19 protein-coding genes and 4 pseudogenes are annotated in these 22,745 nt (G+C 60.8%); 9 read left to right on the top strand and 14 right to left on the bottom strand.

The features are described from left to right. Nucleotides 1-438: 438 nt before the first annotated feature. Together TabM4_RS21900 and TabM4_RS21895 are read left to right on the top strand one after the other, a co-directional pair. Nucleotides 439-999, top strand: a complete 561-nt coding sequence (locus TabM4_RS21900) for a hypothetical protein (RefSeq protein WP_434622444.1) — start codon at nucleotides 439-441, stop codon at nucleotides 997-999. A 64-nt stretch (nucleotides 1,000-1,063) separates the two neighbouring features. After that, nucleotides 1,064-3,247, top strand: a complete 2,184-nt coding sequence (locus TabM4_RS21895) for an AAA family ATPase (RefSeq protein ID WP_434622442.1) — start codon at nucleotides 1,064-1,066, stop codon at nucleotides 3,245-3,247. A gap of 14 nt (nucleotides 3,248-3,261) precedes the next feature. On the opposite strand, the gene TabM4_RS21890 is transcribed toward TabM4_RS21895, so the two are convergent. The 3 genes from TabM4_RS21890 to TabM4_RS21880 form a co-directional block, all read right to left on the bottom strand. Then, a complete protein-coding gene (locus tag TabM4_RS21890; RefSeq protein ID WP_434622440.1) occupies nucleotides 3,262-4,347 on the bottom strand; it encodes a hypothetical protein in 1,086 nt (361 codons plus the stop codon). 281 nt (nucleotides 4,348-4,628) lie between these two features. After that, a complete protein-coding gene (locus TabM4_RS21885) occupies nucleotides 4,629-5,072 on the bottom strand; it encodes a MucR family transcriptional regulator (protein WP_434622438.1) in 444 nt (147 codons plus the stop codon). A 675-nt stretch (nucleotides 5,073-5,747) separates the two neighbouring features. Further along, a complete protein-coding gene (locus TabM4_RS21880; protein ID WP_434622436.1) occupies nucleotides 5,748-7,112 on the bottom strand; it encodes an ISNCY family transposase in 1,365 nt (454 codons plus the stop codon). A 358-nt stretch (nucleotides 7,113-7,470) separates the two neighbouring features. On the opposite strand from TabM4_RS21880, the gene TabM4_RS21875 reads away from it, so the two are divergent. From TabM4_RS21875 to TabM4_RS21865, 3 genes are all read left to right on the top strand, one after another. Further along, nucleotides 7,471-8,313, top strand: a complete 843-nt coding sequence (locus TabM4_RS21875; protein ID WP_434622434.1) for a hypothetical protein — start codon at nucleotides 7,471-7,473, stop codon at nucleotides 8,311-8,313. A gap of 118 nt (nucleotides 8,314-8,431) precedes the next feature. Further along, complete coding sequence (locus TabM4_RS21870; protein WP_331796843.1) at nucleotides 8,432-8,644, top strand: AbrB/MazE/SpoVT family DNA-binding domain-containing protein; 213 nt, start codon at nucleotides 8,432-8,434, stop codon at nucleotides 8,642-8,644. Beyond that, on the top strand, nucleotides 8,644-9,024 hold the full coding sequence (locus tag TabM4_RS21865; RefSeq protein WP_434622432.1) for a type II toxin-antitoxin system VapC family toxin: 381 nt from the start codon (nucleotides 8,644-8,646) through the stop codon (nucleotides 9,022-9,024). Before TabM4_RS21870 ends, TabM4_RS21865 begins: the two co-directional genes overlap by 1 nt. Nucleotides 9,025-9,038: 14 nt before the next feature. Here TabM4_RS21865 and TabM4_RS21860 read toward each other — a convergent pair whose 3' ends face one another. The 3 genes and pseudogenes from TabM4_RS21860 to TabM4_RS21850 form a co-directional block, all read right to left on the bottom strand. After that, a complete protein-coding gene (locus TabM4_RS21860; protein WP_434622431.1) occupies nucleotides 9,039-9,989 on the bottom strand; it encodes a hypothetical protein in 951 nt (316 codons plus the stop codon). Next, nucleotides 9,982-10,239, bottom strand: a pseudogene (locus TabM4_RS21855) (IS6 family transposase); the annotation flags it as partial. The pseudogene TabM4_RS21855 and the gene TabM4_RS21860, both read right to left, overlap by 8 nt. 88 nt (nucleotides 10,240-10,327) lie before the next feature. Then, a pseudogene (locus tag TabM4_RS21850) lies at nucleotides 10,328-10,423 on the bottom strand (IS5/IS1182 family transposase); the annotation flags it as partial. Between the two features lie 114 nt (nucleotides 10,424-10,537). Between TabM4_RS21850 and TabM4_RS21845 the strand changes: the two are divergent. Continuing rightward, nucleotides 10,538-10,786: pseudogene (locus TabM4_RS21845) on the top strand (transposase); the annotation flags it as partial. Between the two features lie 126 nt (nucleotides 10,787-10,912). Here TabM4_RS21845 and TabM4_RS21840 read toward each other — a convergent pair. From TabM4_RS21840 to TabM4_RS21810, 7 genes and pseudogenes are all read right to left on the bottom strand, one after another. Beyond that, nucleotides 10,913-11,056, bottom strand: a pseudogene (locus TabM4_RS21840) (IS110 family transposase); the annotation flags it as partial. A gap of 309 nt (nucleotides 11,057-11,365) precedes the next feature. Next, nucleotides 11,366-12,430 (bottom strand): ABC transporter ATP-binding protein, encoded by a 1,065-nt coding sequence (locus TabM4_RS21835; protein WP_434622429.1) that lies wholly within the window; start codon nucleotides 12,428-12,430, stop codon nucleotides 11,366-11,368. Further along, nucleotides 12,423-13,487, bottom strand: coding sequence for an ABC transporter ATP-binding protein (locus tag TabM4_RS21830; protein ID WP_434622428.1), 1,065 nt, complete (start codon nucleotides 13,485-13,487; stop codon nucleotides 12,423-12,425). The genes TabM4_RS21835 and TabM4_RS21830 overlap by 8 nt, the downstream gene beginning before the upstream one ends. Next, nucleotides 13,487-14,329: a carbohydrate ABC transporter permease gene (locus TabM4_RS21825; protein ID WP_434622426.1), complete on the bottom strand. Its 843-nt coding sequence runs from the start codon at nucleotides 14,327-14,329 to the stop codon at nucleotides 13,487-13,489. The genes TabM4_RS21830 and TabM4_RS21825 overlap by 1 nt, the downstream gene beginning before the upstream one ends. Next, complete coding sequence (locus TabM4_RS21820) at nucleotides 14,326-15,192, bottom strand: carbohydrate ABC transporter permease (RefSeq protein WP_434622424.1); 867 nt, start codon at nucleotides 15,190-15,192, stop codon at nucleotides 14,326-14,328. Before TabM4_RS21820 ends, TabM4_RS21825 begins: the two co-directional genes overlap by 4 nt. A gap of 60 nt (nucleotides 15,193-15,252) precedes the next feature. Beyond that, complete coding sequence (locus tag TabM4_RS21815) at nucleotides 15,253-16,785, bottom strand: ABC transporter substrate-binding protein (protein WP_197647191.1); 1,533 nt, start codon at nucleotides 16,783-16,785, stop codon at nucleotides 15,253-15,255. Nucleotides 16,786-16,830: 45 nt separating this feature from the next. After that, nucleotides 16,831-17,883, bottom strand: coding sequence for an NAD(P)-dependent alcohol dehydrogenase (locus tag TabM4_RS21810; protein WP_434622421.1), 1,053 nt, complete (start codon nucleotides 17,881-17,883; stop codon nucleotides 16,831-16,833). 304 nt (nucleotides 17,884-18,187) lie between these two features. On the opposite strand from TabM4_RS21810, the gene TabM4_RS21805 reads away from it, so the two are divergent. After that, the gene (locus TabM4_RS21805; protein WP_434622419.1) at nucleotides 18,188-20,071 is read left to right on the top strand and encodes a sigma-54-dependent Fis family transcriptional regulator; all 1,884 of its coding nucleotides are present in this window, start codon (nucleotides 18,188-18,190) and stop codon (nucleotides 20,069-20,071) included. 304 nt (nucleotides 20,072-20,375) lie between these two features. Here TabM4_RS21805 and TabM4_RS21800 read toward each other — a convergent pair whose 3' ends face one another. Further along, nucleotides 20,376-21,236: a LysR family transcriptional regulator gene (locus TabM4_RS21800; protein WP_434622417.1), complete on the bottom strand. Its 861-nt coding sequence runs from the start codon at nucleotides 21,234-21,236 to the stop codon at nucleotides 20,376-20,378. A 156-nt stretch (nucleotides 21,237-21,392) separates the two neighbouring features. Here TabM4_RS21800 and TabM4_RS21795 point away from each other — a divergent pair, with 156 nt between their 5' ends. Then, nucleotides 21,393-21,914 carry a putative quinol monooxygenase gene (locus TabM4_RS21795; RefSeq protein ID WP_434622415.1) on the top strand — a complete coding sequence of 174 codons (522 nt, stop codon included), beginning with the start codon at nucleotides 21,393-21,395 and terminating at the stop codon, nucleotides 21,912-21,914. After that, complete coding sequence (locus tag TabM4_RS21790) at nucleotides 21,850-22,722, top strand: IS5 family transposase (RefSeq protein WP_434622838.1); 873 nt, start codon at nucleotides 21,850-21,852, stop codon at nucleotides 22,720-22,722. The genes TabM4_RS21795 and TabM4_RS21790 overlap by 65 nt, the downstream gene beginning before the upstream one ends. Nucleotides 22,723-22,745: the final 23 nt, after the last annotated feature.

The following is a 22,745-nucleotide window of genomic DNA, read 5'->3' as shown; positions in this document are numbered from 1 at the left end:
ATTGATTGGCAGGAGAAAGGTAATGAAAGCAAAAGACGAAACTAGCAGGACGCAATATTCTCCGAGAAACTGCGGGCTTCTAAGGGCAGCAGCGGCGCTGAACAGCGCGACATAGAGTTTGATCTTCCTCCGCATCGCCTGAAACCAACGTTTCGGACGCAAGACGTTTTCTCTGATTGGCCGGGCAGCGCGATCAGCTGAGCGCCTTGCGGTCTTTGACGGGCTACTCCGTCGAAGAGGTGCGGCCCCTTGCCCGCGGCGCTGTTGCACCTCCCCAGGGTTTGGAACGGGTCACGCCCGTCCGAAACGCGCCGCGGGCATTTTCTCCCCCCGATCCGGGTTCTTGGGTGATGTGCCCTGAACTCGAGGTCTCACTCTCCGTTCCGCAGGCAGATTTGCCAGCGGGCTTTTCCACCACACCCAAAAGAAGGAACCAAAATGACTGATTTCTCTTTCTTCGAAGACGAACGCGGCGGATCGCACCGAAGCCTACAGCGGGGCGTGCATAAGGGCCGCTGTGGCCAACTGCTTCCTATGGATCTTCGCCACTTTCCGGATGTGCCGCAGTGCACACGGCGCGCGAAAGCAAAATTCATAGGTGCCGCTGGCGAGTACCTCGTCGATAGCGTGCTGACACGGGCCGGTCTCACTGTCTGGACTGCTGCTGATCTCGACATTGCAGATCGTCTTCTCAACATCGCGGGCACTGCAGTCCTGATTCAGGTCAAGACTGTGACAGCGCCCCGCCATGGTCGATGCACGTTTCAAAACACCCATGGCAACGCTCGGGCAGGCGGTGTGTTCGCCTACGGCGAAAAAGATTTCCACATCGCTGCACTAGCGGTGCTTTCTCACAACGTCGTCAAGTTCGTTCCGAACTTGGGGCGGTCATTCAGTGTGCTCGAGTCTGAACTTGAGGACCTCGCGGCAGACCCGATCGACAGTCTTGAGGTGGCCATCGCTCACATCGTCAAGGCCCGCCGGTTGCCGCAGTGCTGAAAAACCCACGGCTTCAAGGTGCGTTTTGAGAATGCCCATCACAGCAAGAAACAAGGATCATTGAATGGTACCATCAACCATAAACACATCCCCCCGCGCTCAAAGACCACACACCGCTTTCTGGCTGGGTGCGCTTCGGGCCGGTTTTCGTGCCTATCTCGAAGAGGTGTTCTTTGAAGAGCTTTCTGGGCCTGTCCGGAAACGCGAGCACATCTGGGACAATGAGCTCTCCGACGACAATGCCGTGAAGCAAGGAAATGCATGCATCGCGACCGTCTCGACTCCTGAGCAGATGTTTAGGCTCCCTTGGATGCCAAAGAAACCGGTCGTAGTCGAGCTTGCGGCAATGGCAGGACTTGCCCAAGCTGTCGGAACGCGGGAGCGTCTTGCCAGAGTCCTAGAACCGGGTCATCTCACTCACCTGATCCTGCCCTTTCTCGAAGAGGACCCTGGCGAAGCCCGTGGAGCCTTGGAAATGGCCCTCCAGCTTTGGGGCCGATGGCAAAGCCCCAGAAAGGGGGCAGACACCGCGCGTCAGGTACTGTTCTGCAATGAGGTTGCAGACGGAAGCTCGCGGTTGCCTCATAATCTCAAATCTCTGGTTGGCCGCGTCGAAAGGTATCTGCGCGCAGGGGATACGGTACTTCTGGTGACCCCGGGGCCGACATTGCCGCCCGCGTTGCAACGCCTTGTCGGCCAAACCCTACACGCTCCTCGACTTTCGCAGACCGTCCTCGTCGAGATTCTCCGAACGATCCACAGCGCTGCGGCTGCCATGACAGAGCATGATCTGCACTCGAGCATTCCGCCAGATCAATCACTTCGGCAGATCACCTTGACGCAATTGCAAGCCGCATTGCGCCTTCCAAACCTCGATCAGCTGGCTTCGCGTCTGCGAGTGCTGGCCGGGCCGCCGCAGAAGAGCTCAAATGTGACCTTGGACGCTGTGCGAGGTCAGAGCGATGCCGTGGCGCATCTACGGCGCATGCTCGCCGATCTCGATGCCTGGCGCGACGGAACTCTCACATGGTCGGAAGCGAGCATGAGTGCCGTCTTCTACGGCCCCCCAGGAAACGGCAAAACTATGCTGGCCTCCGCATTTGCTGGCAGCGCTGAAATTCCGCTTTTTGCGACCAGCTATTCGGCGTGTCAGAAAGCGGGACACCAAGGCGACATGCTGCGCACCTTGCATGAGGTGTTCCGACAGGCTGAAGCAGCTGCACCGTCAGTTCTGTTCATCGATGAAATCGATGGTTTCTCGGAGCGCGCGCGCGACTCTCAGCACGAACAGTACCTGCGCGGGGTGGTCAACGGGCTCCTCACCGAGCTCTCGCATGCGGCAAGCGTGCCGGGTCTGGTTCTTTTGGCGGCTACGAATGATCTTGCTGTTGTCGATCCGGCTGTGATCCGGCCGGGCAGGTTTGACACCAAGATTCCGATCCAGAATCCGGATCGGACCGGAATCCGCGAGATCCTCGCCGATAACATCAGATTGTCCCAGCCGGTCGCCATTTCGGATGCGGATCTCGACATGGCCGCGCGAGAGCTCATCGGAGCATCCGGAGCCGAAGTTGCGGCGAGAGCGCGAGAGGCCTTAGGACGCGCCCGTCATGCACGTCGGGCGGTAAACGGTGAAGATCTGCGAGCAGCTTGTGAGGTAGCCTTCTCGGGAGACAGGGCCGCGCATTTGCGACGTATCGCGGTTCATGAGGCCGGTCATCTGGTGGTGCGCGCAAGTTTGGGTCTACCTCCACCAATCTCAGTGCAGATTGGCCTTGCCGGGGGATCCGTTACCTGTCCCGCGGTTGCGATGCACACCGAGGCTAGCGCCACTGATGCGCTCGCCGAACTGCTGGCCGGTCGAGTGGCCGAGCGGGTTTTGCTTGGCGATCTCTCCAGCGGTGCGGGTCATGGCCCTGACAGCGACATTGCGAAGGCGACTTTGCAGGCCCTTAGGATGGAAGCAGAGTGGGGCTTCAGTGACAGCGTGCCGATCTGGCAGCCAAGTGCCACCCTTTTCTCCTTGGGCATTCCGTCGTCTATGAAGCCTGCTGTCGAACGGCGCTTGCGCGATGCTGAGAACACGGCCACGGAGGCGATCACGGCGCACCGCGAGGCGACCTTGGCCCTTACCGAGATCTTGCTGGAACGACGCGAGCTGGCAGGAGATGACCTCCGTCGCATCCTTGAAGAGGTCGGCCTCGGGGACAGAGAGGCGACGACCAGCGTGACCTGTCTGGCGTCCTGAACGGGCCCTGTGCCTTAGCCCGGTCGATAGGCCGGGCCACCGCCACTGCGACGATCCTCCAAGGCATCACTGATGGCCTTAAGGCGCTTCCAGAAGGAGCCGCTGACCTCAACTTCCAGATCGTGTGCAATCTGATGCATGACTTTGTCGAGCACTTGAATCCGCTTCAGAAGGTCATCGTTTGCTTGTCGCAGCTCAGCCCGCTCCTTTTCGATCTCACCCCAGGCTTCCTTGATCGCCTCGGCTTCTTGGCGATTCCGGGTGCGGGCCGAGACGATCTTGCCTCGCGCGGCATCGATCTGATCACGGACATGAGCAAGCCGCTGGCCGATTTCGTGTTCTGTAGACGCTTTGCTGATCTCTGCGTCTTGGCGGGCCAACTCTTCGATCTCGGTCGCAAGTTGCCGTGCAGCTTCGACTGCACGACGTCCAGCGGCTGGTGTCTTGTTCGTCGCTCCTATTTCATCAACGCGAAGGCCGCGATGAAGGTCAAAGCCTGCAAGCTGCATTTCATCCGCGATCCAGCTTTGAAGCATCGAAAGGATCACCGGTCCTTTGGCTTCTCCGAAAGTCTTGTTATGGCTAACTTTCAATGAAGTGGCATTGGGTTCCTTAAGGGCGCGCACGGCACTGCGGTATTCCCGCGCATGGAGCGGCAGAAAGAAGACCGACAGATGCGGCGTGGTCTCGTCTAGGTCGAGGCGAGCTGCCACAGACTGGCCAGGAAAGAGCCCCTCCCACGCAGCTATACAAGCCTCAGCCCAACATTGCGCATGGACCAAATCCGCGGTGCCGCTGTCGCTCAAGAAGAACCCAGGGGAGGCGATGAACAAGATTTCCGTGGCAACGATTGCAGTCTTGTGCCAACGCACGCCAAGTTGTTCTGCGCGCTTGCGCAGACAGACTGAAATGTCGGCCGGGGCACCTACGGGCGCTAGACCTCCTGCGGCTGGATCATGCGTCCAGTGAACGTTCAGGCTACTTCGCGATGCGTCTACATGTGTCACGTTCCGGATGCGTTGCCCGTGTTCAGTTGCGGCGGCCACATCTGCCCATTTCTTAAGGGGGCGAATACGGAGTGCGATGAAATGCTTACCCATGAGAACTCCTTAAATCTTTTATCATACGAGGTAGGATCTAAAGGTTTCTGAAACATTAACGTTTTCGGTGAACCTATTTAGTCCATTAACTATCAACCCGAAGCCCGCAGCAGGTTAAATGCACCACTATTCTTAAGCACTCGAATTCTCTTAAACTCACTAAGAGATTTCAATGAGGGTTGGCTTCTAAATGCTCGATCCTAGAAACTCCTTTACAAGACGACTCAGGCCATCGATCTGGTAGGATCGATGGCCTGTTCATTATGTTTGAAGAGAGGTCATCAGCGTCGCGGATATCGACCAAGCTTGAGCTTGCGGGCGATCTCACCTTTTGCTCTCGAGTAGGACGGAGCGGCCATCGGATAGTCGGAGGGCAAGCCCCATTTGTTGCGGTACTCATCTGGCGACATGCCGTAAGCTTCTTTCAGATGCCGCTTCAGCATTTTGAAACGCAAACCGTCTTCAAGACAGATGAGGTAGTCGTCTTGAACAGAGTCCTCGATTGGTACAGCCGGAAAAAACTGCGCCTGCTTTCTGTTGATGTCTCTCCTCGTCCTTGACGGACCCGGATTGATAGGTTCTTCGTCGCTAGTTGCAGCTAGCAGAGAGACGACAATATCGACAGCTAGATCTGTAACGGCATAGATAGACAGGCTACGTCGCGACATCTGCTGATCGACAATGTAATTCACTGTTGTCTTGAGAAATTGTGTATCAGCCTTCATTTTAAATCTCCATCGTTGAAGTTGATACTGTTCGAATAGCGCGATAAATAGAATCGGCCAATTGAAAGCTTGTGCTTGAGTTTATTTCTTTCAGTGATTCAAAATATCTGCGCTCATCGTACCACATGTTTTTAAGCTTCGGCGCCAGGAACGTAAGGGGCAGCGCTTAAGGAACCAAGGCCGCAGATTTCGTCAAGGGCGTGCAAGCTCAGTCTTCCAGAGAGGTATTGGTCAAAGATCACTGCTTACGAGGAGAACCGAATGATCGGCTGGCGCAATTGCCAAGAGAATAATGATCATTATTAACTTGTCAGACTGGCATAGTCGTGATTTCGACAATCACATGCACTCAGAGTAGCAGATTAGGCTTCCTGATCAGAATGCGCGACAGCGCTAGCGATGCAATCATCTAAAGCCGGTTTCCACCGTCTTCGACCTGAAAACAGACGATGATTAGCCCTCTTTGAGAGGCTGCTTTCCCGCCCTCAATGGCCTGTCAATCGGTGACGGGCTAGAAGGGGAAACCATGCTATTTTGCGGCTACGGACCTTGTTGTCACCAAGTTTGAGCGTCGCTTGGTCTGCAAAGTAGAAATGTCGTTTGAGGGCTCCGGAGCAGGACCGGGCAGGGCGGAGACCGCCAATATCGCAGACCTGACCGGTCCTGCGGTCCTGGTTACTCCGCAGCATGCGTCGAGGCCGCTTGCGCCCGTCTTTCCGCCCGTTTGTCGAGCCAACTCTTGCGTCCAGGGCTCTTCTTTCCTGTTGGGGTATACTGAGTGCGCTGTTTCCCGATCTTTGGCGCTTTCTGTTCAGCGTCTTGAAGCGCTTTGGCGTAGGACAAGACCTCCGATAAACGCTTGTTCTCGGTGATCGCAGCGTGGGTCACACGCTGCTGATCAGGATCGAACACCGAGTAGGGCAGGGAGAAGCCTTTCCAGCGCACTTCAAAGCGTCCATCCGCCCAAGCATATGTATCAACATACTTGCCAACGAGGCTGCGGGAGAGCTCGGTCTCTTCCAGCATGATGCGCTTCCTCTCGTAAGAGAAAGTCAACTGCTGGGTGACATGACGCTCGTCGCGCCAACACAGGATGTCGTTGAGGCGATCCGGCGTCTCCGTGACCGCGCGATGCAGGTTGTCAGGGCGGGTAGGGGGGCGGGCAAACTGCTGGTTGTGCCGAAGAATGTACCCTGGCAACCAGTCATTCCCAGCCTTCATGCCGGTGATGCCATCGAGGCGCATCTCCTTGACCAGTCGATCCTGCAGAGTACGGTTTTTGCGCTCCACGCGACCCTTAGCCTGACTCGAATTTGCGCAAAGAATCTCGATGTTTAACTCCAGAAGTGCACGCCCGAACTGCGTGGTCTGATGGCCTGTCCTGGCATCGGATTTGGCAACCCGGAACACGGAATGCTTGTCCGAGTAGAAGGCTACTGGCTTGCCATGGGACCGCAGATATCCAGCCAGCATCTCGAAATACGAGAAGGTGCTCTCCGAGGGCACAAAGCGCATCTCCTGGATCGCACCCGTCGCATCATCCACGGCCACGATCAGGGTGCAGGGCGGGTCACGATCCTCAAACCAGCGATGATCGGAGCCATCGATCTGCACCAGCTCTCCATAGCATTCCCGCCGAAGCCGAGGACGATGGAAGACCCGCCGCTGGCTGCGTGAGAGCCAGAGTCCGTCCTCGACCATCCATTTGCGCAGGGTCTCGCGCGAGACATTCACGCCATCACGCTCCGCCAGCTTCTCGGCCGCCAATGTCGGACCGAAATCAGCATACTGTTCGCGCACAATTGCCAGCGTCAGATCGCGCAAGCCTTCGAGGCGGCGGTTATTCGACGGCCTTCCGCGAGACTTGTGTCTCAAGGCCACTGCGCCGTCCTCGCGGAAGGTCCTCAGCAAGCGCTGAACCTGTCGCTCGCTCAGACATAAAACTGAGGCCGCTTCGCTCGTCGACATCCGGCCCGCCACTACGCCGGACAGCACTTCAACGCGGTGAACTTCGCGCTCGCTCATCAGCACCCATCCCATGCCGCCGACTCCTTTGTTGGAAGGACAGGGCGACATTCTAACTTTGCTCAGGTGCGACAGTTCTACTTTGCGCTTACAGACCTTTGACCGATAAGCAAGGTTATGTCACATGCCTCAAGTGGTTACTCAGCAAACCTGACAGCGGCTCTAGGAGTGACCCCTCACCGCTCGCCTGTCAGGTGCCGCGATCATAATTCACGCGGGCCGGCGACAATTTGTTGTAATTTATAAGAAATTCCCTCGTGGTAGTGGGAATCTAGCGCGAGCTTTGGACCCGTTCAACCGGCAAATGCCTTTGCCGGAACGAAATTTTGCACGCCTCGCGGTCTGGTGTTGCCCCTTGAAGGAACGACACATCATGGAACTCACGACCGGCGCCATTCTGCGCCGCATCACCCAAACGCCACTCTCCGCGGCGGCGCACAAGCTCGCGACGATCATCCTCGACGGCATCGCCTGGAAGGATGGCTACAACGGGCTCGAGCGCGGAACGGCCGCGTTCACGCTGGGCAGCCTTGCCGACAAGATGGGTGTGCCGCGCCAGCATCTGAATCTCCTGTTGGCTGAATTGGCATCCTCAGCCCTTGGGCTCTTCCGGTCCAAGCCGCACGGCAAGTTCGCCCCTTGGCTCTTTCGCTTTGGCGCTGTGGATAACCTTGAGCCCGAGCCAAATCATGTGTCGGCTACAGATGACACTTCACTATCTAGCGAGTCTAAGAACAAAATGATGTTCGTCGGGAAGATCGAAATCCGAGCAGTATCCAACGTCCACCGAACCCCTTGGGGCGATCTGATCAAGGCGGCGAAGACCGCCCTGCCCTGCTGGAATGTCGATACCCAGGTGATCTGGGACGCATTCCGATCCTTCAACCAAGCAAGAGGCAACGCCGAAGTGCCGGCTGGGTACCTGCTGGGCTTCATGCGGAAGTGGCGCGCCAAACCCAACCAGGCAACCGCAGGCGAAATTCGCGGCGCCGCAGGCCACAATCCGACGCCACAGGAGACAGAGATTATAGATATGATCAAGGCGGCCCCCATCACCAACCGGCACTTCCATGCCTCCGATCTGTGTCGCGCCATCGGTTCGGCCGCCTATGCCGGGCGGGTGCTCGCAATCTCGGCCCAATACGGCTGCTCAACGTTCACGGCAACTCTGGTTGTGCACGGCCAGGCGGTTCTGGAAGGCGAGATCACGCGTTGAACCATGAGACGAGAACACAAGGCAGCGCTCACCACCGCAACAGGTCCGAGCGGCGAAGGCTTGAAATCCCACATCGGTTATCTTACGTTTTCAGCAACGATCAGCAGAAAGTACGACAATGCCCGAGACCGCCACTTTGTCCTCGAAATTCCAGATCTCGATCCCCAAGGCGATCCGCTCGGCCCAGCACTGGGAGGCAGGGCTTACCTTTGCCTTCATTCCGAAAGGTACGGGTGTCCTGCTGGTGCCAGTCCCCAAACGCGAGGCGCTGAAGGGCCTTGCGCGTGGGGCTGTGCCAACGGAATATCGTGACCGGACTGACCGCTTCTGATGGTCCTGGTTGACACCTCCGCCTGGATCGAATGGCTGATCGGCTCAAGCACTGCGGACCGGCTCACCGAGCATTTGCCGCAGCAGTCCGACTGGCTGGTGCCGACCATGGTCCAGTTGGAGCTTGCGAAATGGCTGACCCGTGAATTGGGTGAAGACAAGGCGGACCAGGTGATCGCCTTCACCCAAGTCTGTCAGGTCGTCCCACTCGACACGGAGATAGCCCTCGCGGCGGCCGAGGCCTGCCGCGTCTACAAGTTGGCCACCGCCGATGCGATCATCTTCGCAACTGCGCGTTCCCGCGGCGCGACGCTCCTGACCTGCGACGCGCATTTCGAGGGGCTACCTAGCGTGACCTTCATTCCGAAGACCGACGGCTAGAACAGGGCGCGACGTCACGCTGCCTTCCACATACGGAACCGACCCTGCCCGGGCACTTCGCGGATCAACCCCTGCGCCTCCATCCAGGCCAAGTTGCGCTGCACGGCGGCCCGGCTACTGCCAGTCAGCTGCTCTGCCATAGGGGCCGAGACCAACGGCCATTCGGTCAGCACGCGACAAAGCGCGGGCGGCGTCTTCCCCGACAGGCTGACCGTCGCGGACTTCGCTCGCGCTGACCAGTCCTCAATGTCGTCCATGTAGCGCATCGCGGTCAGACACGCCGTTTCCATGCCGTCCAGCCAACGAACGAGTCGCTCAGCAGGGGCGCCACTTGCTCGCAAACCCCCTGCCCCGCCCATGGCGAGCGGAGCGAAGACTGCTCCCCTACCCTCGCTGGCCGCGATCCGTCCAGCCGTAACCGCCGCTTCTATGCGGTCGCCGGACTGCCCGAGGCCGGCGAGGCTCCAGAGATGGAAGCCCATGCAGGCCCGGGTTATCGGGTGCAGGGCGCGCGCTGCCCGCATCATGTCGAGCCAAGCGGACGCACGATCGGCGAAAGGTTCGGCACCCGCGGCGATCGTCTCGGGATCCCGTCGGTCGAGGAAACCGGACAGATCGTCTTCCGGTCCCGGCCCTCCCGTCAGGCGCCGGACTACCCAACCCAGGCGCGCCAGCGCGCCGGTATCATCCTGCACGCCCGACAGGCGCAATGAAATCCAGAGTGCCAGACGGTCGGGGCCCACACGGTCGCCGAGGAACCAGCTCAGATCTGCCGCCTCGAGCAATGCCAGCCGATGCCGCCATCCCTCCGGTCCGCGTCGGAGTCGGTCGTCCAAGGCGCCGAGCCGTCCTGCGACTCGCGCCAAGCTGGCTGCGCAAGCGGCCTCTGCTTTGATCCAGTCCGAAACGATCGAGGTTTCACTGGGCTCCGCCCTTGGCCCGGGCGGCAGATAGTCCCCATTCACCCTTCACCTTGATGTAGGTCTCGTCCATACGCCAGGAACGATCTGTCGGGGTCTTCCTGCGCCGCGCATTGGCGGCAATCAAAGGAGAGTACTTGGCGACCCAGCGGTTCAGCGTCGCGTGGTCCACCTGCACGCCCCGCTCTGCCAAGATCTCTTCCAGGTCCCGGTACGACACCGTGTAGCGGACGTAGAAGAATACCGCGAACAGGATCACTTCTTTCGGGAACTGGGCACCCTTGAACGAAATCATGCTTAGCTCTCCCAGTTCCATCTGCTTCATGGCAAGACGGTCGCCACAAAGCCGACGGCCGTCAAACGTTAGAGTTTGCGACAAAACCCCGCCGATCATTGACCCTCGGCTTGCCGCGGGACTTCGGAAAGAACGGCCGCAGCCGTTCCATCTGCGTATCGGTCAGCCAGTAAAGCTCGCTCATCACCCCCCCCCAACTTTGGGAAGCATGAATCACGCCGCGCGCCCTCGCTCAACAGGAATTATGGGTCCTGACTCCAGGGTAGGTCTTGGTCATTGAACAGATGACCGGGGTTTCATGTCTACGACTGGTTCTACGCCTATGCCTGCGACTGGTAGCTTGCAGTTGGTCGAGGCGGTGGTTGAGCGTTTTGAGGGTGCGCCGGTCGGGGAGCGGCGGCGGCGGTCGGATGATTTCAAGGAGCAGGCGGTTCGCTCGGCGCTGGAGCCTGGGGGGAATGTTTCAGCTCTGGCCCGCCGTTTGGGGATTTCGCCTGCGCAGCTGTTTGGCTGGCGGCGGGCTTTTCTGAACAAGGGGATCGAAGCTGGCGCCGCCCACGCGCCGGAGCCGATGGTGGAAATCGTGATCGGCGACGTGACCATCCGTGTCAGTCCCGCGTTGAGCGAAACGGCTCCCCGCTGGCCGCAATCCTCGGTGTGGCCGGGATTGTGGCCGTGGGGGGGCTTGCCTGGGCGGCCTTGCAGCCGTCAGCCGCTTGATCTGCTTGCGCATGACCAGCTGACCGGATCGGTCAAACCCGACCAGATGGAAAGTCTCCTTGCCGATGTCGATCCCGACCACGGCGAGTTCTTCTATGCTTCCTTTCTTCTTCGCACGCTGCGCTGGTTCTCCTGCAGATGAGGGGGCATCCTGCTTCAGGATAACCCAACGCTGGGGAAGCAGCCGACACATCCCATTAGCGGACGATCGGGCTGAACACGCCGCAAAGAACGAGCCCTTAGAACGTGCCCTTACAGCATCCTAACGAGAATGCTTCTATGCTTGGTGTCGTGCCAAGTTGAACCTCGTCACGAATTCGATGGATTACCACTTCGATGAAAGCCTGCCGGCCGCTCGAAGTTAACCGTCCTACATCGTGCCGTCAGGTCGACCTATGTTCTTCGGCTAGTCCGACGGCAGTCGCTTTCCGTCGACAAAGACACAAAGACGGTCGCCCGGCACGCTGACCGCGACCGTTGCGCCCATACGGGCGGGGCTGGTGCCGCTGACACGCACCTTTACGCGATGCGCGCCCTGATCGATCCCGACCACTTCATCCATGCCTTCGAACCAGATCCTGCCGACCGTTCCCTCCAGATCCCCACCCGAAGGTGCCAGCGTCGCATGTTCAGGTCGGAACCCGATCTTGAGTTCGCCGTCGGGAAGGGCGGCGGGGACCGTGACCGACAGGGCCGTACCCGGCACGACAATCCTGTCTGAATCGCGCACTGCGGGCAGGAAGTTCATCGCGGGTGATCCGATGAACCAGCCGACATGTTCTGTGGCGGGCCGTTCGAACAGTTCCGTCGGGCTGCCCATCTGGACGACCTCGCCATGATTCATCACCACGATCTCTTCGGCAAAGGTCAGCGCCTCTGTCTGGTCATGGGTCACGAGGACCATGGTGACGCGGAATTCCTCGTTGATCTCCTTGAGGATGCGGCGCAGGTCAAATTTCAGTTGCGGGTCGATCACCGTTAGCGGTTCATCCAGGAGGATTGCTGCAACATCCTCGCGCACCAATCCGCGGCCGAGGGAGACGAGCTGCTTCATGTCTGCCGTCAATGCATTGGCCGGACGCTTCAGCCACTGGGCCAGGCCCAGCCGTTCGGCCACGGTTTCCACTCGCGCCTTGATTTTCTGCGGCGACGCCCCGCGGCAGACCAGCGGAAAGCCGAGGTTTTCGCCCACCGTCATCGACTTGTAGATGACCGGCACCTGGAAGACTTGCGCGATGTTGCGCTTGCCGGTGTCGAGCGCCGTCACATCCTGCCCGTCAAACAGGACGCGCCCCTCGGACGGGCGCAGCAGTCCCGAGATGATGTTGAGCATGGTCGACTTGCCGCAGCCCGACGGGCCGAGCAGCGCATAGGTGCCGCCGTTGTGCCATGTCATGTGCAGTGGCTTGAGCGCGTATGGAGCGCCGGGTGCGTAGGCATGGGCGAGGTTTTCGAGAATGATCTCAGCCATGGACCAGTTCCTTCTCGACCAGGCGGCCCTGCGCGTCGAAGACGAGCGCATCGCCCAGATCGAGCGACAGAGTGATGATGGTGCCGAGTGCATGGTTCGTCACAGTGCGTTCCAGCATGACCAGCGACTGACCGGCAGCCTGCAGATGTGTTACGGTTTCCGACCCCGACACCTCGGTCAGCGACACGCGGGCTGAGAGATCGCCCCCCTGCCGGATCGAATGGGCGCGCAGGCCCAGCGTGTAGCGCCCGGCAGGCAGGTCGCGCCCAAGCGCATGGGCGGGCAGATCGGCCAGACGGTCCAGCCGCAACTGGCCGCCCGACACCTCCATCCCGATCAGGTTGATGGGCGGGTCGCTGACCACCTCTGCGGCGCGGGTGGTGCCGGGACGGGCATAGACGTTCTGCGGCTCCCCGGACTGGATGGCGCGGCCTTCGGCCATCAGGATGACGTCGTCGCCCATCTGCAACGCCTCGCGCGGGTCGGTGGAGGCGTAGATGACGATGGTTTCGCGTTCGGCCTTCAGAAGATCGACCAGTTCCTCGCGCAGTCCCTCGCGCAGCTTGTAGTCAAGGTTCACGAAGGGTTCGTCCAGAAGGACGACAGGAGCCTTCTTGACCAGGGCGCGGGCGATGGCGACGCGCTGCTGCTGGCCCCCCGAAAGCTGGCTCGGGCGGCGGTCGATCATGGTGCCGAGGCCGACCCGCCCCAGCATGTCGCGGGCGGCCTCGTGCGCCTTGTCTTGCGGTACCTTGCGGCGGACCAGCGGGAAGGCCACGTTGTCGAGGACCGACAGGTGCGGGTAGTTGATGAACTGCTGCGTCACCATCGCGACGGGGCGCTGCCACGGGGCAAGGCGCGACCAGTCCTTGCCGTCCAGCGCAATCCTGCCGCGGTCGGGTTCGGCCAGACCGGCGATTGCCCGCATCAGCGTGGTCTTGCCTGCGCCCGTACGGCCCAGAAGCGTGGTCAGTCGGCCCTTGCGGAAGCTGACGGTCACATCGTCGAGATGCGCCACGCGGCCTTCGGCCAATGTGAGGTTGGAAAGTTCGAGCATCAGCGCACCGCCCCGGCAAGACCGCCGCGAGAAAGGAACCGTTCCACCACGAAGGCCAGCACGGCCAGCGGCGCGACCGAGACGATGGCTGCGGCGGACAGCGACCACCACGGCGTGACGGAGGAGTTGAGGGCCACGATCGACACGGGCAGGAGCTGCACTTCGGTGAAGGTCATGGTGAAGGCGAAGAAGAAGTCGTTCCAGCCGAAGATCAGGCAGAACATGGCCGCGACGACAAGGCCGGGCAGGGCATTGGGCAGGATCACCCGCAGGAAGGTGGTGACGGGCGTGCAGCCGTCCATCCAGGCCATCTCGTCCAGCCCGCGGGGGACGGAGTTGAAGAAGTCCACCATGACCCAGACCGCGATGGGCATCAGCATCGCTACATAGATGAGGATGAGGCCCGGCAGCGTGTCCAGAAGGCCGAGGAAGCGCAGCATAAGGAAGAAGGGGATCGCGAGGACGATGGGTGGCATGATGCGCTGGCTGATGAAGAAGAAGGTGATGTCCCCGTTCTTCAACGGGCCCGCCTTGAAGGTGAAGCGAGACAGGCCATAAGCCGCCAGCATCCCGAGGACGAGCGCGATGGCCGAGCCCGACAGCGTGACGATGGCGGAATTGGCGTAAGGCTTCAGTATGTTGATCCCGCCCACCCCGCCGAAGAGCGACTGCCAGCCCGACAGGGACGGCTCGAACTGCAGCCAGGGCAGCCATTTCGCCCCGCCGGTCACGGCATTGGCGGTCTTGAAGCTGGTCGAGATCATCCACAGGAAGGGGAAGATCACGAAGGCCGACCACAAGAGGACGGCAAGGTATTTGAGGGCGAGGTAGAGGGTTCTCATGTCCGGTCCTTCACCATCAGGCGGATCAGCGCCTTGGCGATCAGCGTGAGTGCCACGCTCATGACGATCAGGTAGGTGAGCGAGAGCGAGGCCGAGTAGCCGATCTGGAAGTCGCGCATCCCGCGGATGTAGATGTAGTAGCTGGTCGTTTCGGTCGAAGTGCCGGGTCCGCCCGAGGTCAGGACATAGACCGTCTCCATCAGTTTCGACGCCTCGATCAGCCGGATCAGGATGGCACCGACCGAGATCGCGCCCATCATCGGGAAGGTCACGGACAGGAAGGTGCGGATCGGCCCCGCGCCGTCGATCCTTGCGGCAAGGAAGGGTTCGTTGGGCAGGGACAGAAGGCCCGCGAGCAGCAGCAGGAACATGAAGGGCGTCCATTGCCAGACTTCGACGATCATCACGGCGGCGAAGGCGTGCCCTGCCTGCGAAAGCCAGGGCTGCGCACCGATGCCGATGGTGTCGAGGATCGGGTTCAGGGGGCCGAGGCTTTCGTGGAAGATGGTTCGCCAAATCACCGACATGACCACGGGCGTCGTCATCATCGGGACGAGGAAGAGGACGCGGAAGAAGCGGCGGGCGATGATGTCGCGCCAGACCAGCAGGGCGAGCGCGAAGCCCAGCGTGTATTGCAGCAGTACGGTGCCCACCGTGAGGACGGAAAGGCGTGTCAGCGCCTCCCAGTAGCGGGCGTCTTCCCAGAGCCGCGCATAGTTCTCGCCGCCGATCCAGTTCAGGCCCGGGTTGTAAACATCCCAGGACGAAAAGCTGACGCGGATCGTGAAGAGCAGCGGAAAGAGGATGATCGCCACGAGGACCAGAAGCCCGGGCAGCAGGAAGATGTATTTCTGGCGGTACATGGGGTCACCCTCAGGGAAAGGGGGGCCGCACTGCCGCGGCCCCCCCGGTCGTGTCATAGCTTACTTGTCTTCGAGCGCGACGACGTTGGCATAGGCCTCGCGGACGCGGTCGACGCCGATGCGGTCGACGATCGCCTTCCATTCGGCGGCCACGCCGTCCAGCGCCTCTTGCGCGGTGGCCTCGCCCGACTGGGCGCGGGCAACGCCTGCGGCGAGCGAGGACATGAACTCGCCTACACCGGGTACGCGCAGATCGAAGACCTGGTTCTGGCCGCCGTCGATGGCCTTGAGCGTGTCGGTATAGGTCGTGGCGGTGTTCACGTCCCAGCCGAGTTCGGTTTCATAGAAGGCCGGGTCGAAATGCGCCTCGCGGTAGGGGTTCACACCGAAGCGGCCGATCTGCAGATCGGCCAGCGTGTTTGCCTCGTTGCCGAAGAAGCAGAGGTAGTCAAAGGCCATGTCCTGATTTTCCGACGCGGATGCGACGGCCGAGGACCAACCCCAGGTCACGTAGGGCGCGGTGTTCGGGGTGTCGAACTTGTCCCACTGTCCTGTGGTGCGGTTCCAGACCTCGGTCGCGCCCGGAAGCGGGGCTGCGGCCACCTTGTTGCGGATCGGGCTGTCTTCCTGCATCGCCTGGATGAAGGCGTCGTCCCACGAATAGGACATCAGTGCCTGACCGCCACCGAAGGAGAAGATCTCGTCGCCCAGACCGAAGGAAGTGCCGCCCGGAGGCATCGAGGCCTGCGCCGCCACGAACATCTCGAGCCCCTTGACCCAGCCGGGGGTGTTGACCAGCGGCTCCATCGTTGCGAGGTCGAAGAAGAAGCCGCCCTTGACGTCGGGATGCTTGGCATAGGCCGCGACGCGGCTGATGAAGGCCGAGAACATCAGGTCGTCGCGCTTCGTCACTTCGGCCGTACCGAAGTTCGGCGCGCCGTCGCCGTCCCAGTCCATGTTGTTGAAGACGGCGGCGACCTCGTTGTATTCCTCCCACGTGGCGGGGACGGTCAGGTCACGCCCGGTCTTTTCCTTGAACAGCGCCTGCATCTCGGGGTTCGAGAAGACGTCGGAACGGTACTTCAGGTAATGCCGGTCGCCGTCCATCGTGTAGTTCAGCATCTTGCCGTTCCACGTGGCAACGCCCTTGTAGGTCGGCGTCACCGACTGCATCCCCGAGACTTCCTGATAGGCCTGCGGCACTTCGGCAAGGTAGGGGTTGAAGTCGCCCAGCCAGAGCGAGGCGAAGAACAGCACGTCATAGGCCTGCTGCCCGGTCTGGAACGGGATCATGATGCGCTGGAACAGGTCGCCGAAGGGCACATGCACCACGTTGACCGTGGCCCCGGTCAGTTCCTGGAACTGCTGGGCGTGCAGCGCGGTCGGCTCGCCGATCACGGGGATGGCGTGGGTGATGATGTTCAGCGTGCGGCCGGAGTAATCCTTGGCATCGATCGAGGCGAAGGAACATGCGCCCGGCACGTCTTCCTTGATCCCGTATTTCGAATAGTCCTGTGCTGCCGCCAGTCCGGCCGAGATCATCAGCGCGGACGTGGCAAGCAGTGCCCCCCGAAGGGTGGTCTTGGTGGTCATGTCGTCTCTCCTCCCAGTGATTTCCGTCGTGGATCGTGTCCGCCCTCAGGGAACGAGGACGGCACGACCCTTGATCAGCCCGTTGTTAAGGTCCTGAAGCGCCTGGTTCGCATCAGCCAGCGCGTAGTGTCTGGTGTGCAGCTCCACGAGGCCGCGGTCGGCCAGCGCCATCAGCTCGGTCAGTTCGGCCCATGTGCCGACGAGGTTGCCGATGATGTTCTTCTCGGTGATCACCATGTCCACGGTCGGGACGACGATGTTCTCGCCATAGCCGATCACGTAGTAGCTGCCTGCCGGGCGGGTCATGTCGATGCCCTTCTTCGTGGTGCCCTTCTCGCCCACGAAATCCAGCACGGCCTCGGCACCCTTGCCGCCGGTAAGCGCCTTGACCGCCTCCACTTCGCCGCCATCGGCCTTGACCAGATGGTCCGCCCCGCCCTGCGCGGCGAGTTCCAGCGACCGGTCGGAAATGTCGACCACGATGATCCGCGCCGCGCACATGGCCCGCAGCACCTGGATGCCGATATGGCCCAGACCGCCCGCGCCGATGACCACGACCGATTGGTCGGGCAGGAGGAGCTGCGCGGCTTTCTTTGCGGCGCGATAGGCCGTCAGGCCCGCATCCGCGTAAGGGGCGACATCCTTGGGGGCCAGCGTCCTGGGCAGCGCGATCAGGTTGCGCGACGAGGTGTGCAGGAATTCGGCATAGCCACCGTTGGAGTCGAGCCCCGGAAACTTGCCCTCCCCATGCATGTCATGGCCGCGGCGGCAGGCGATGCAGGTGCCGCCCGTGACCTTGGGATGGACGATGACTGGATCGCCCTTCTTGAAGCCCTCGACCTCGGGGCCGACCTCTTCGATCCAGCCTGCGTTTTCGTGGCCCATGATGAGGGGCAAGAGGCCGGTGCCGGTCGGGTCGGTATGCGGCCGCCAGATGCCTTCGATGATGTGCAGGTCCGTGCGGCAGACGCCCGCGCCACCGATGCGGACGATCACATCGTTCGACTTCTGGATCTTTGGGTCGGGAACATCCTGCATCGTCACCCATGTCGGTGCCGTCAGGGCGGGATCGTATTGGTGAAGAACCTGTGCTTTCATCGTCATGCGCCTTGGAAAGACCGCCCCGATACCGGCGGCACGGCAAGAGCAATGGTGCATGTTGCGGCTGTCACAAACGCTGCAGCGCAGCATGGGCAGGGTGCGCACAGCTCCTTTACAGGTGGCCGTCCGGCCTGTTCATTTTGCGGACAGAGACGGGACAGCCCTTCAAGGGGCGGGAACCGCGCCCCCTTCGACTGTCCAGAAAATGGACATTCCGGCGGCGAATCATGTGCCGTGGTTGACTCTGCGGCCCGAACATCCACCATTTCGCCTGTGCCGAGGAGCGGGAGGTGACTTGGCGATGGAAATCCGCACTACCGCGCTCGCGCGCGCACGCCACATGCTCGAAAGCCAGGGAAGGTTTCCGGGCGGCGCGCTTCCGGGTGACATCTCGGATAGCTGGTTTCGCAGTCTGGACCTCGGGATTGATCCCCTGGCGCGCCATGAAAAGCTGATGCTGAGCGATACCGAGTTCAAGCTGACGCAGGACCACCACGCCGATCTGGTGCGTTTCGCGCGACCCGAACTGGAACTGCTGTTCGACCAGATCGCGGGGTCTAACTTCATGATCGCGCTCGGCTCGCCTGAAGGGGTGGTGCTGGAAACGCTCGTGGACACGGAATTCGCGGAAAGCGATGCCGGCAAGGCGGTCGTTCCCGCCTCCGTCTGGACCGAGGAGTTGCGCGGAACGAATGCGCTGGGCCTGTGCATCTCGACCCGACGACCGGCACAGGTCTACGGGGGAGAGCATTTCCTGCGGGCGCATTCGGACGTGTCCTGCATCAGCGCGCCGATCTTCGACGGGCGGGGTGGCCTTGCGGGCATTCTGGATGCCTCCTCGCGCTCGACGGTGCGGCAGCAGCACACGGCTGCTCTTGTCCAGATGTCGGCCGGCAATATCGAGAACTGCCTGATACGGTCGGCCCATGACCGGCGCATCGTCCTACAATTTCACCCGCGCCCCGAATATCTTGGCACCCTGTCGGTGGGTATGCTGGTGCTCGAGGATGACTTCTCGGTCCATGCCGTGAACCGCAAGGGCGAGATGTTTCTGGCCGGTATCCGCAACCTGATCGGCACGAGTTTCGACTCCATCTTCGAACAGCGGTTCGAGGACGTGGCCCTGCGTCTGGCGCAGGGGGAGACGCTGCGCGTGCGGGACCGCATGGGCTCTGCCGTTTCGGTGCGCTGCGTTGCCAACCGGGCGAGCTTTGCGCTTGCGGTCCGCCTGTTCTCCGCGGCCAATCCGCAGCAGGCGCGGCGAAGCGAGACACCCGCCCCCGAAATCAGGAACCTCTTCCGCGACGTGGTGATCGAGGATGAGGAGCTCATCCGCCGCCTTCGTCCCCTGCCCAAGGTCGCCACCGCCGGACAGTCCATCTTCATCCAGGGCGAAACGGGCACCGGCAAGGAAATCATCGCCCGCCTCGCACACGCTGCGTCCGGCCGCTCCGGGCCCTTCGTGTCGGTGGACGCCCGAACCCTCGGCTCCGATGCGGAAGCTGCCCTTCTTGGTAGGCCCAAAGGTGCGCCGGGGCTTCTCGAACAGGCCGCGCATGGGACGCTTTGCATCGACGAGGTCTCGGCGCTGGGACATTCCGCGCAGGCGACGCTGTTGCAGGTGCTGGATCACGGATCTTTCAGGCATCCGGCGGACGGGCGCGAAGTTCGGTGCCCCGTCCTCTTCGTCAGCACCGCGACCGTCAGCCTGACCGCCGAGGTCGCGGCAAGCCGCCTGCTGCCCGCCCTCCGCTACAGGATCGAAGGCTTCTCGATCCTCTTGCCGCCCCTGCGGGACCGAAGCGACCTGGATGCTCTGGTGCGCCGCTTCGTGCGCGCGCAGGGAGGAGAGGGCTTCGACATTGATCCTTCTGCCCTGACCATACTTGCGCGCCATGATTGGCCGGGAAATCTGCATGAACTGCGGTCGATCATCACGAAGGCCGTAATACAGGCGGCAGGGCCCAAGCTGCACGTCGAAGATTTCGCGCCTTTCCTGCCGATAAATTATTCGCCACAGCAGTCCATCGAAGCCTGTCCGCAATGTTCAGGGGTTCCGTGGAAGGAAAGCCAGTGCCGGGTTATCCGCGATGCAGTGCGCCAGCATGGAGGGATCGCGCAGGCGGCGAGAACACTCGGCATTTCGCGGACAACCATCTACAAGCACTTGCTAGCGGAATCCTGACAAGGACAGCGGGTCATGGGTCGGCGGGACTGGTGGCCGTGATGGCTGTTTTGGACGGGTCCGTAGAGACCTGTAGTGACTGAACACGACGGGCATGGCATGCCCAGCGTACAGCACGAAGTCTTGCCTGGAAGGTCTAAAGATCGAGGCAGGCCTTGAATGTCCGCTTTCCGCCCTTCGTGCATGTGAGGACGTGATCGGCCCCAGAGCTGACGTTCGACTTCATTGCAACGAAGGTCCTATTGGAGCCCAAAGTACCAGTTACTGCACTATGCGCGAATGTCAGCCATCAATGATACTACGCCTACACACGCGCAATCTCACGGATCAGATCATTTGTCTCTGGTCTCGTCGTTTGGTGCCGATAACGAAGAGCAGAAACAGTTCGCGAAATTTCAAGGTCGTCGATGGGTATCGAAACGAGGCCCCTGTCTGCTGGAATTGCCGTGGTTGGCAAAATCACCGCACCTAATCCCTGCCGCGCGAGTTCGACTAACCAATCCACGCGATTTGACCGATAGGCCGCGTAGAGTTCGTGACCTTGGTCTGCACATGCCCCATGCAACGCATTCCGCATTTCGCAATTGGGTCGATCGAGCATGACAGTTTCAGCGAGTGTCGAAAGAGAAATTGCGTCTCGTTCAGACAACGGGTGCGACTTGGACACCACAACCTTGTAGGACTCGTCATAGAGCTGGTCTATTCGATAGAGGTCTTCACTGACCGTCGCCGCCGTGACAACGACGTCAAATTCACCCTCTCGCAATCCGGCCAGAAGCTTGGAGGCAGACGCCACGATCAACTCTATTTCGGCTTGCGGCAATCGTGTACGGAAGCGTTCCACGGCGGCTGAAATCCGGTTGTGACCAATCGTTTCGCCAACACCGACAGAAATAGGAACCCGCTCTAGTCGCGTGTGGCGGACGGCTTCTGCCTTAGCTGCCTGCGTTTCGTCATGCGCTTTCTGTAGCCTTGGCTGCATGAGTTTTCCGAGTGCCGTCAACCTGCATCCCGCGCGGTCCCTGACAAACAGATCACCCCCGAGCTCGTATTCAAGTTTCTTGATCGCGGTCGTCAAGGACGGTTGGGAAACATTTGAGGCGCTAGCGGCATGGGTGAAGTTGCGATGCTGGCAGACAGCCAAAAAATACCTGATCTGGTTCATCTCCACTGCCACAGTCTCCGTCACTTTCCGCCATGAGGTTCACCATAGCACATGTCTATCAAAGAATAGAAGTTCGGGATTGGTGCCTGAGGCATTCGGCATGGGAAAAGGGTGCATCGAAACCAAACACAACGACCTGTCGATCAGGAGGCGACCATGAAAGCCCAAATTCTCAAGACACTCGCCGCTTTGGCCTTGATCACGACATCTGCAGCCGCACAGGAAACCCCAATGGAAAATCACACTGCCAGCTACATCGCCATGCCCGCCGCTGAAGGCCAGACCGAAGCATTCGCCAAATTTCTGGCCGGAGCCGCCCCGATTGTCGCGGACACCGAACCAGGCACAGTGCTTTGGTTTGCCTTGCAAGCCGAAGATACGCTCGCGATCTTTGATACCTTCGTCGATGAAGAAGCGCGCAATGCGCATTTCTCCGGCGCTGTGGCCGCGGCTTTGAACCAAAATGCCGATGCGCTGGTCGCCGGGGGGCGTTGTTGCAGAACTCTGACCGTCGAGGATTCACATCGCGAATCCATGCGGTTAGACGGGTTGCATGAGCAAGCCATCACCCGCCCGCTATCGCACGACGAACTGGTCCAGCTACACGGCTTCTCTGCGCAAGCGCGGATCGCTGCTGATCTGGCTGGACAAGGAGATGGCCTGGCTCGCGCCGCATGATGGCAGCCCCGGTCGCCCTGCGGTCTTCTCGGATGCAGCGATCCAGTTCTGTCTGACCATCAAGGTCCTGTTCAAGTTGCCGCTTCGGCAAGCGACCGGGATGGTGGCCAGCCTGCTCAAGATGGCGGACCTGGATTGGGCGGTGCCCGACTACACCACGCTGTGCCGACGGCAGAAAACGCTAGCTGTCCAGATCCCGTATCGGCGCGCCAATGGCCCCTTGAACCTGCTGGTGGACAGCACCGGGATCAAGTTCCTCGGTGATGGCGAATGGCAGGCCCGCAAGCACGGCGTTCAGGGGCGGCGTCAATGGCGCAAGGTACATCTGGCTATGGATACCGCCACGTCTGACATTCGGGCGGTGGAGTTTACCTCCAGCAGCGACGGCGACAGTCCGGTCTTGCCGGACCTGCTGGACCAGATCCCCGAGGGCGAAGACATCGGCACGGTGACCGCCGATGGGGCCTATGACACCCGCCGCTGCCACACCGCAATCATCAACCGCGAGGCCACGGCGATCATTCCGATCCGCAAGAACGGCCGGCCCTGGAAAGAGAACTGCCCGGCCGCGATCGCCAGAAACGAAACCCTGCGCGCCACTCGCTACTACGGCCGGGCGTTCTGGAAACGCTGGACCGGATACCATGTCAGAAGCAGGATCGAGGCAAAGATGCGCTGCCTGAAGGCCTTCGGCGAACGCATCGCCGCAAGAGACCCGGACCGCCAGACCGCAGAAATCCAGATCCGCATCGCACTCATGAACCGCTTCTCGGCCCTCGGAACGGCCAACATCGTTCGCGTCGGCTGATGCCGTGGGGGAAAGGCGCTATC

Source organism: Tabrizicola sp. M-4 (assembly GCF_051132405.1).
GTDB lineage: Bacteria > Pseudomonadota > Alphaproteobacteria > Rhodobacterales > Rhodobacteraceae > Paragemmobacter.
The sequence above is the reverse complement of the archived record's forward strand: the minus strand, read 5'-3'. Positions and strand labels throughout refer to the sequence as shown.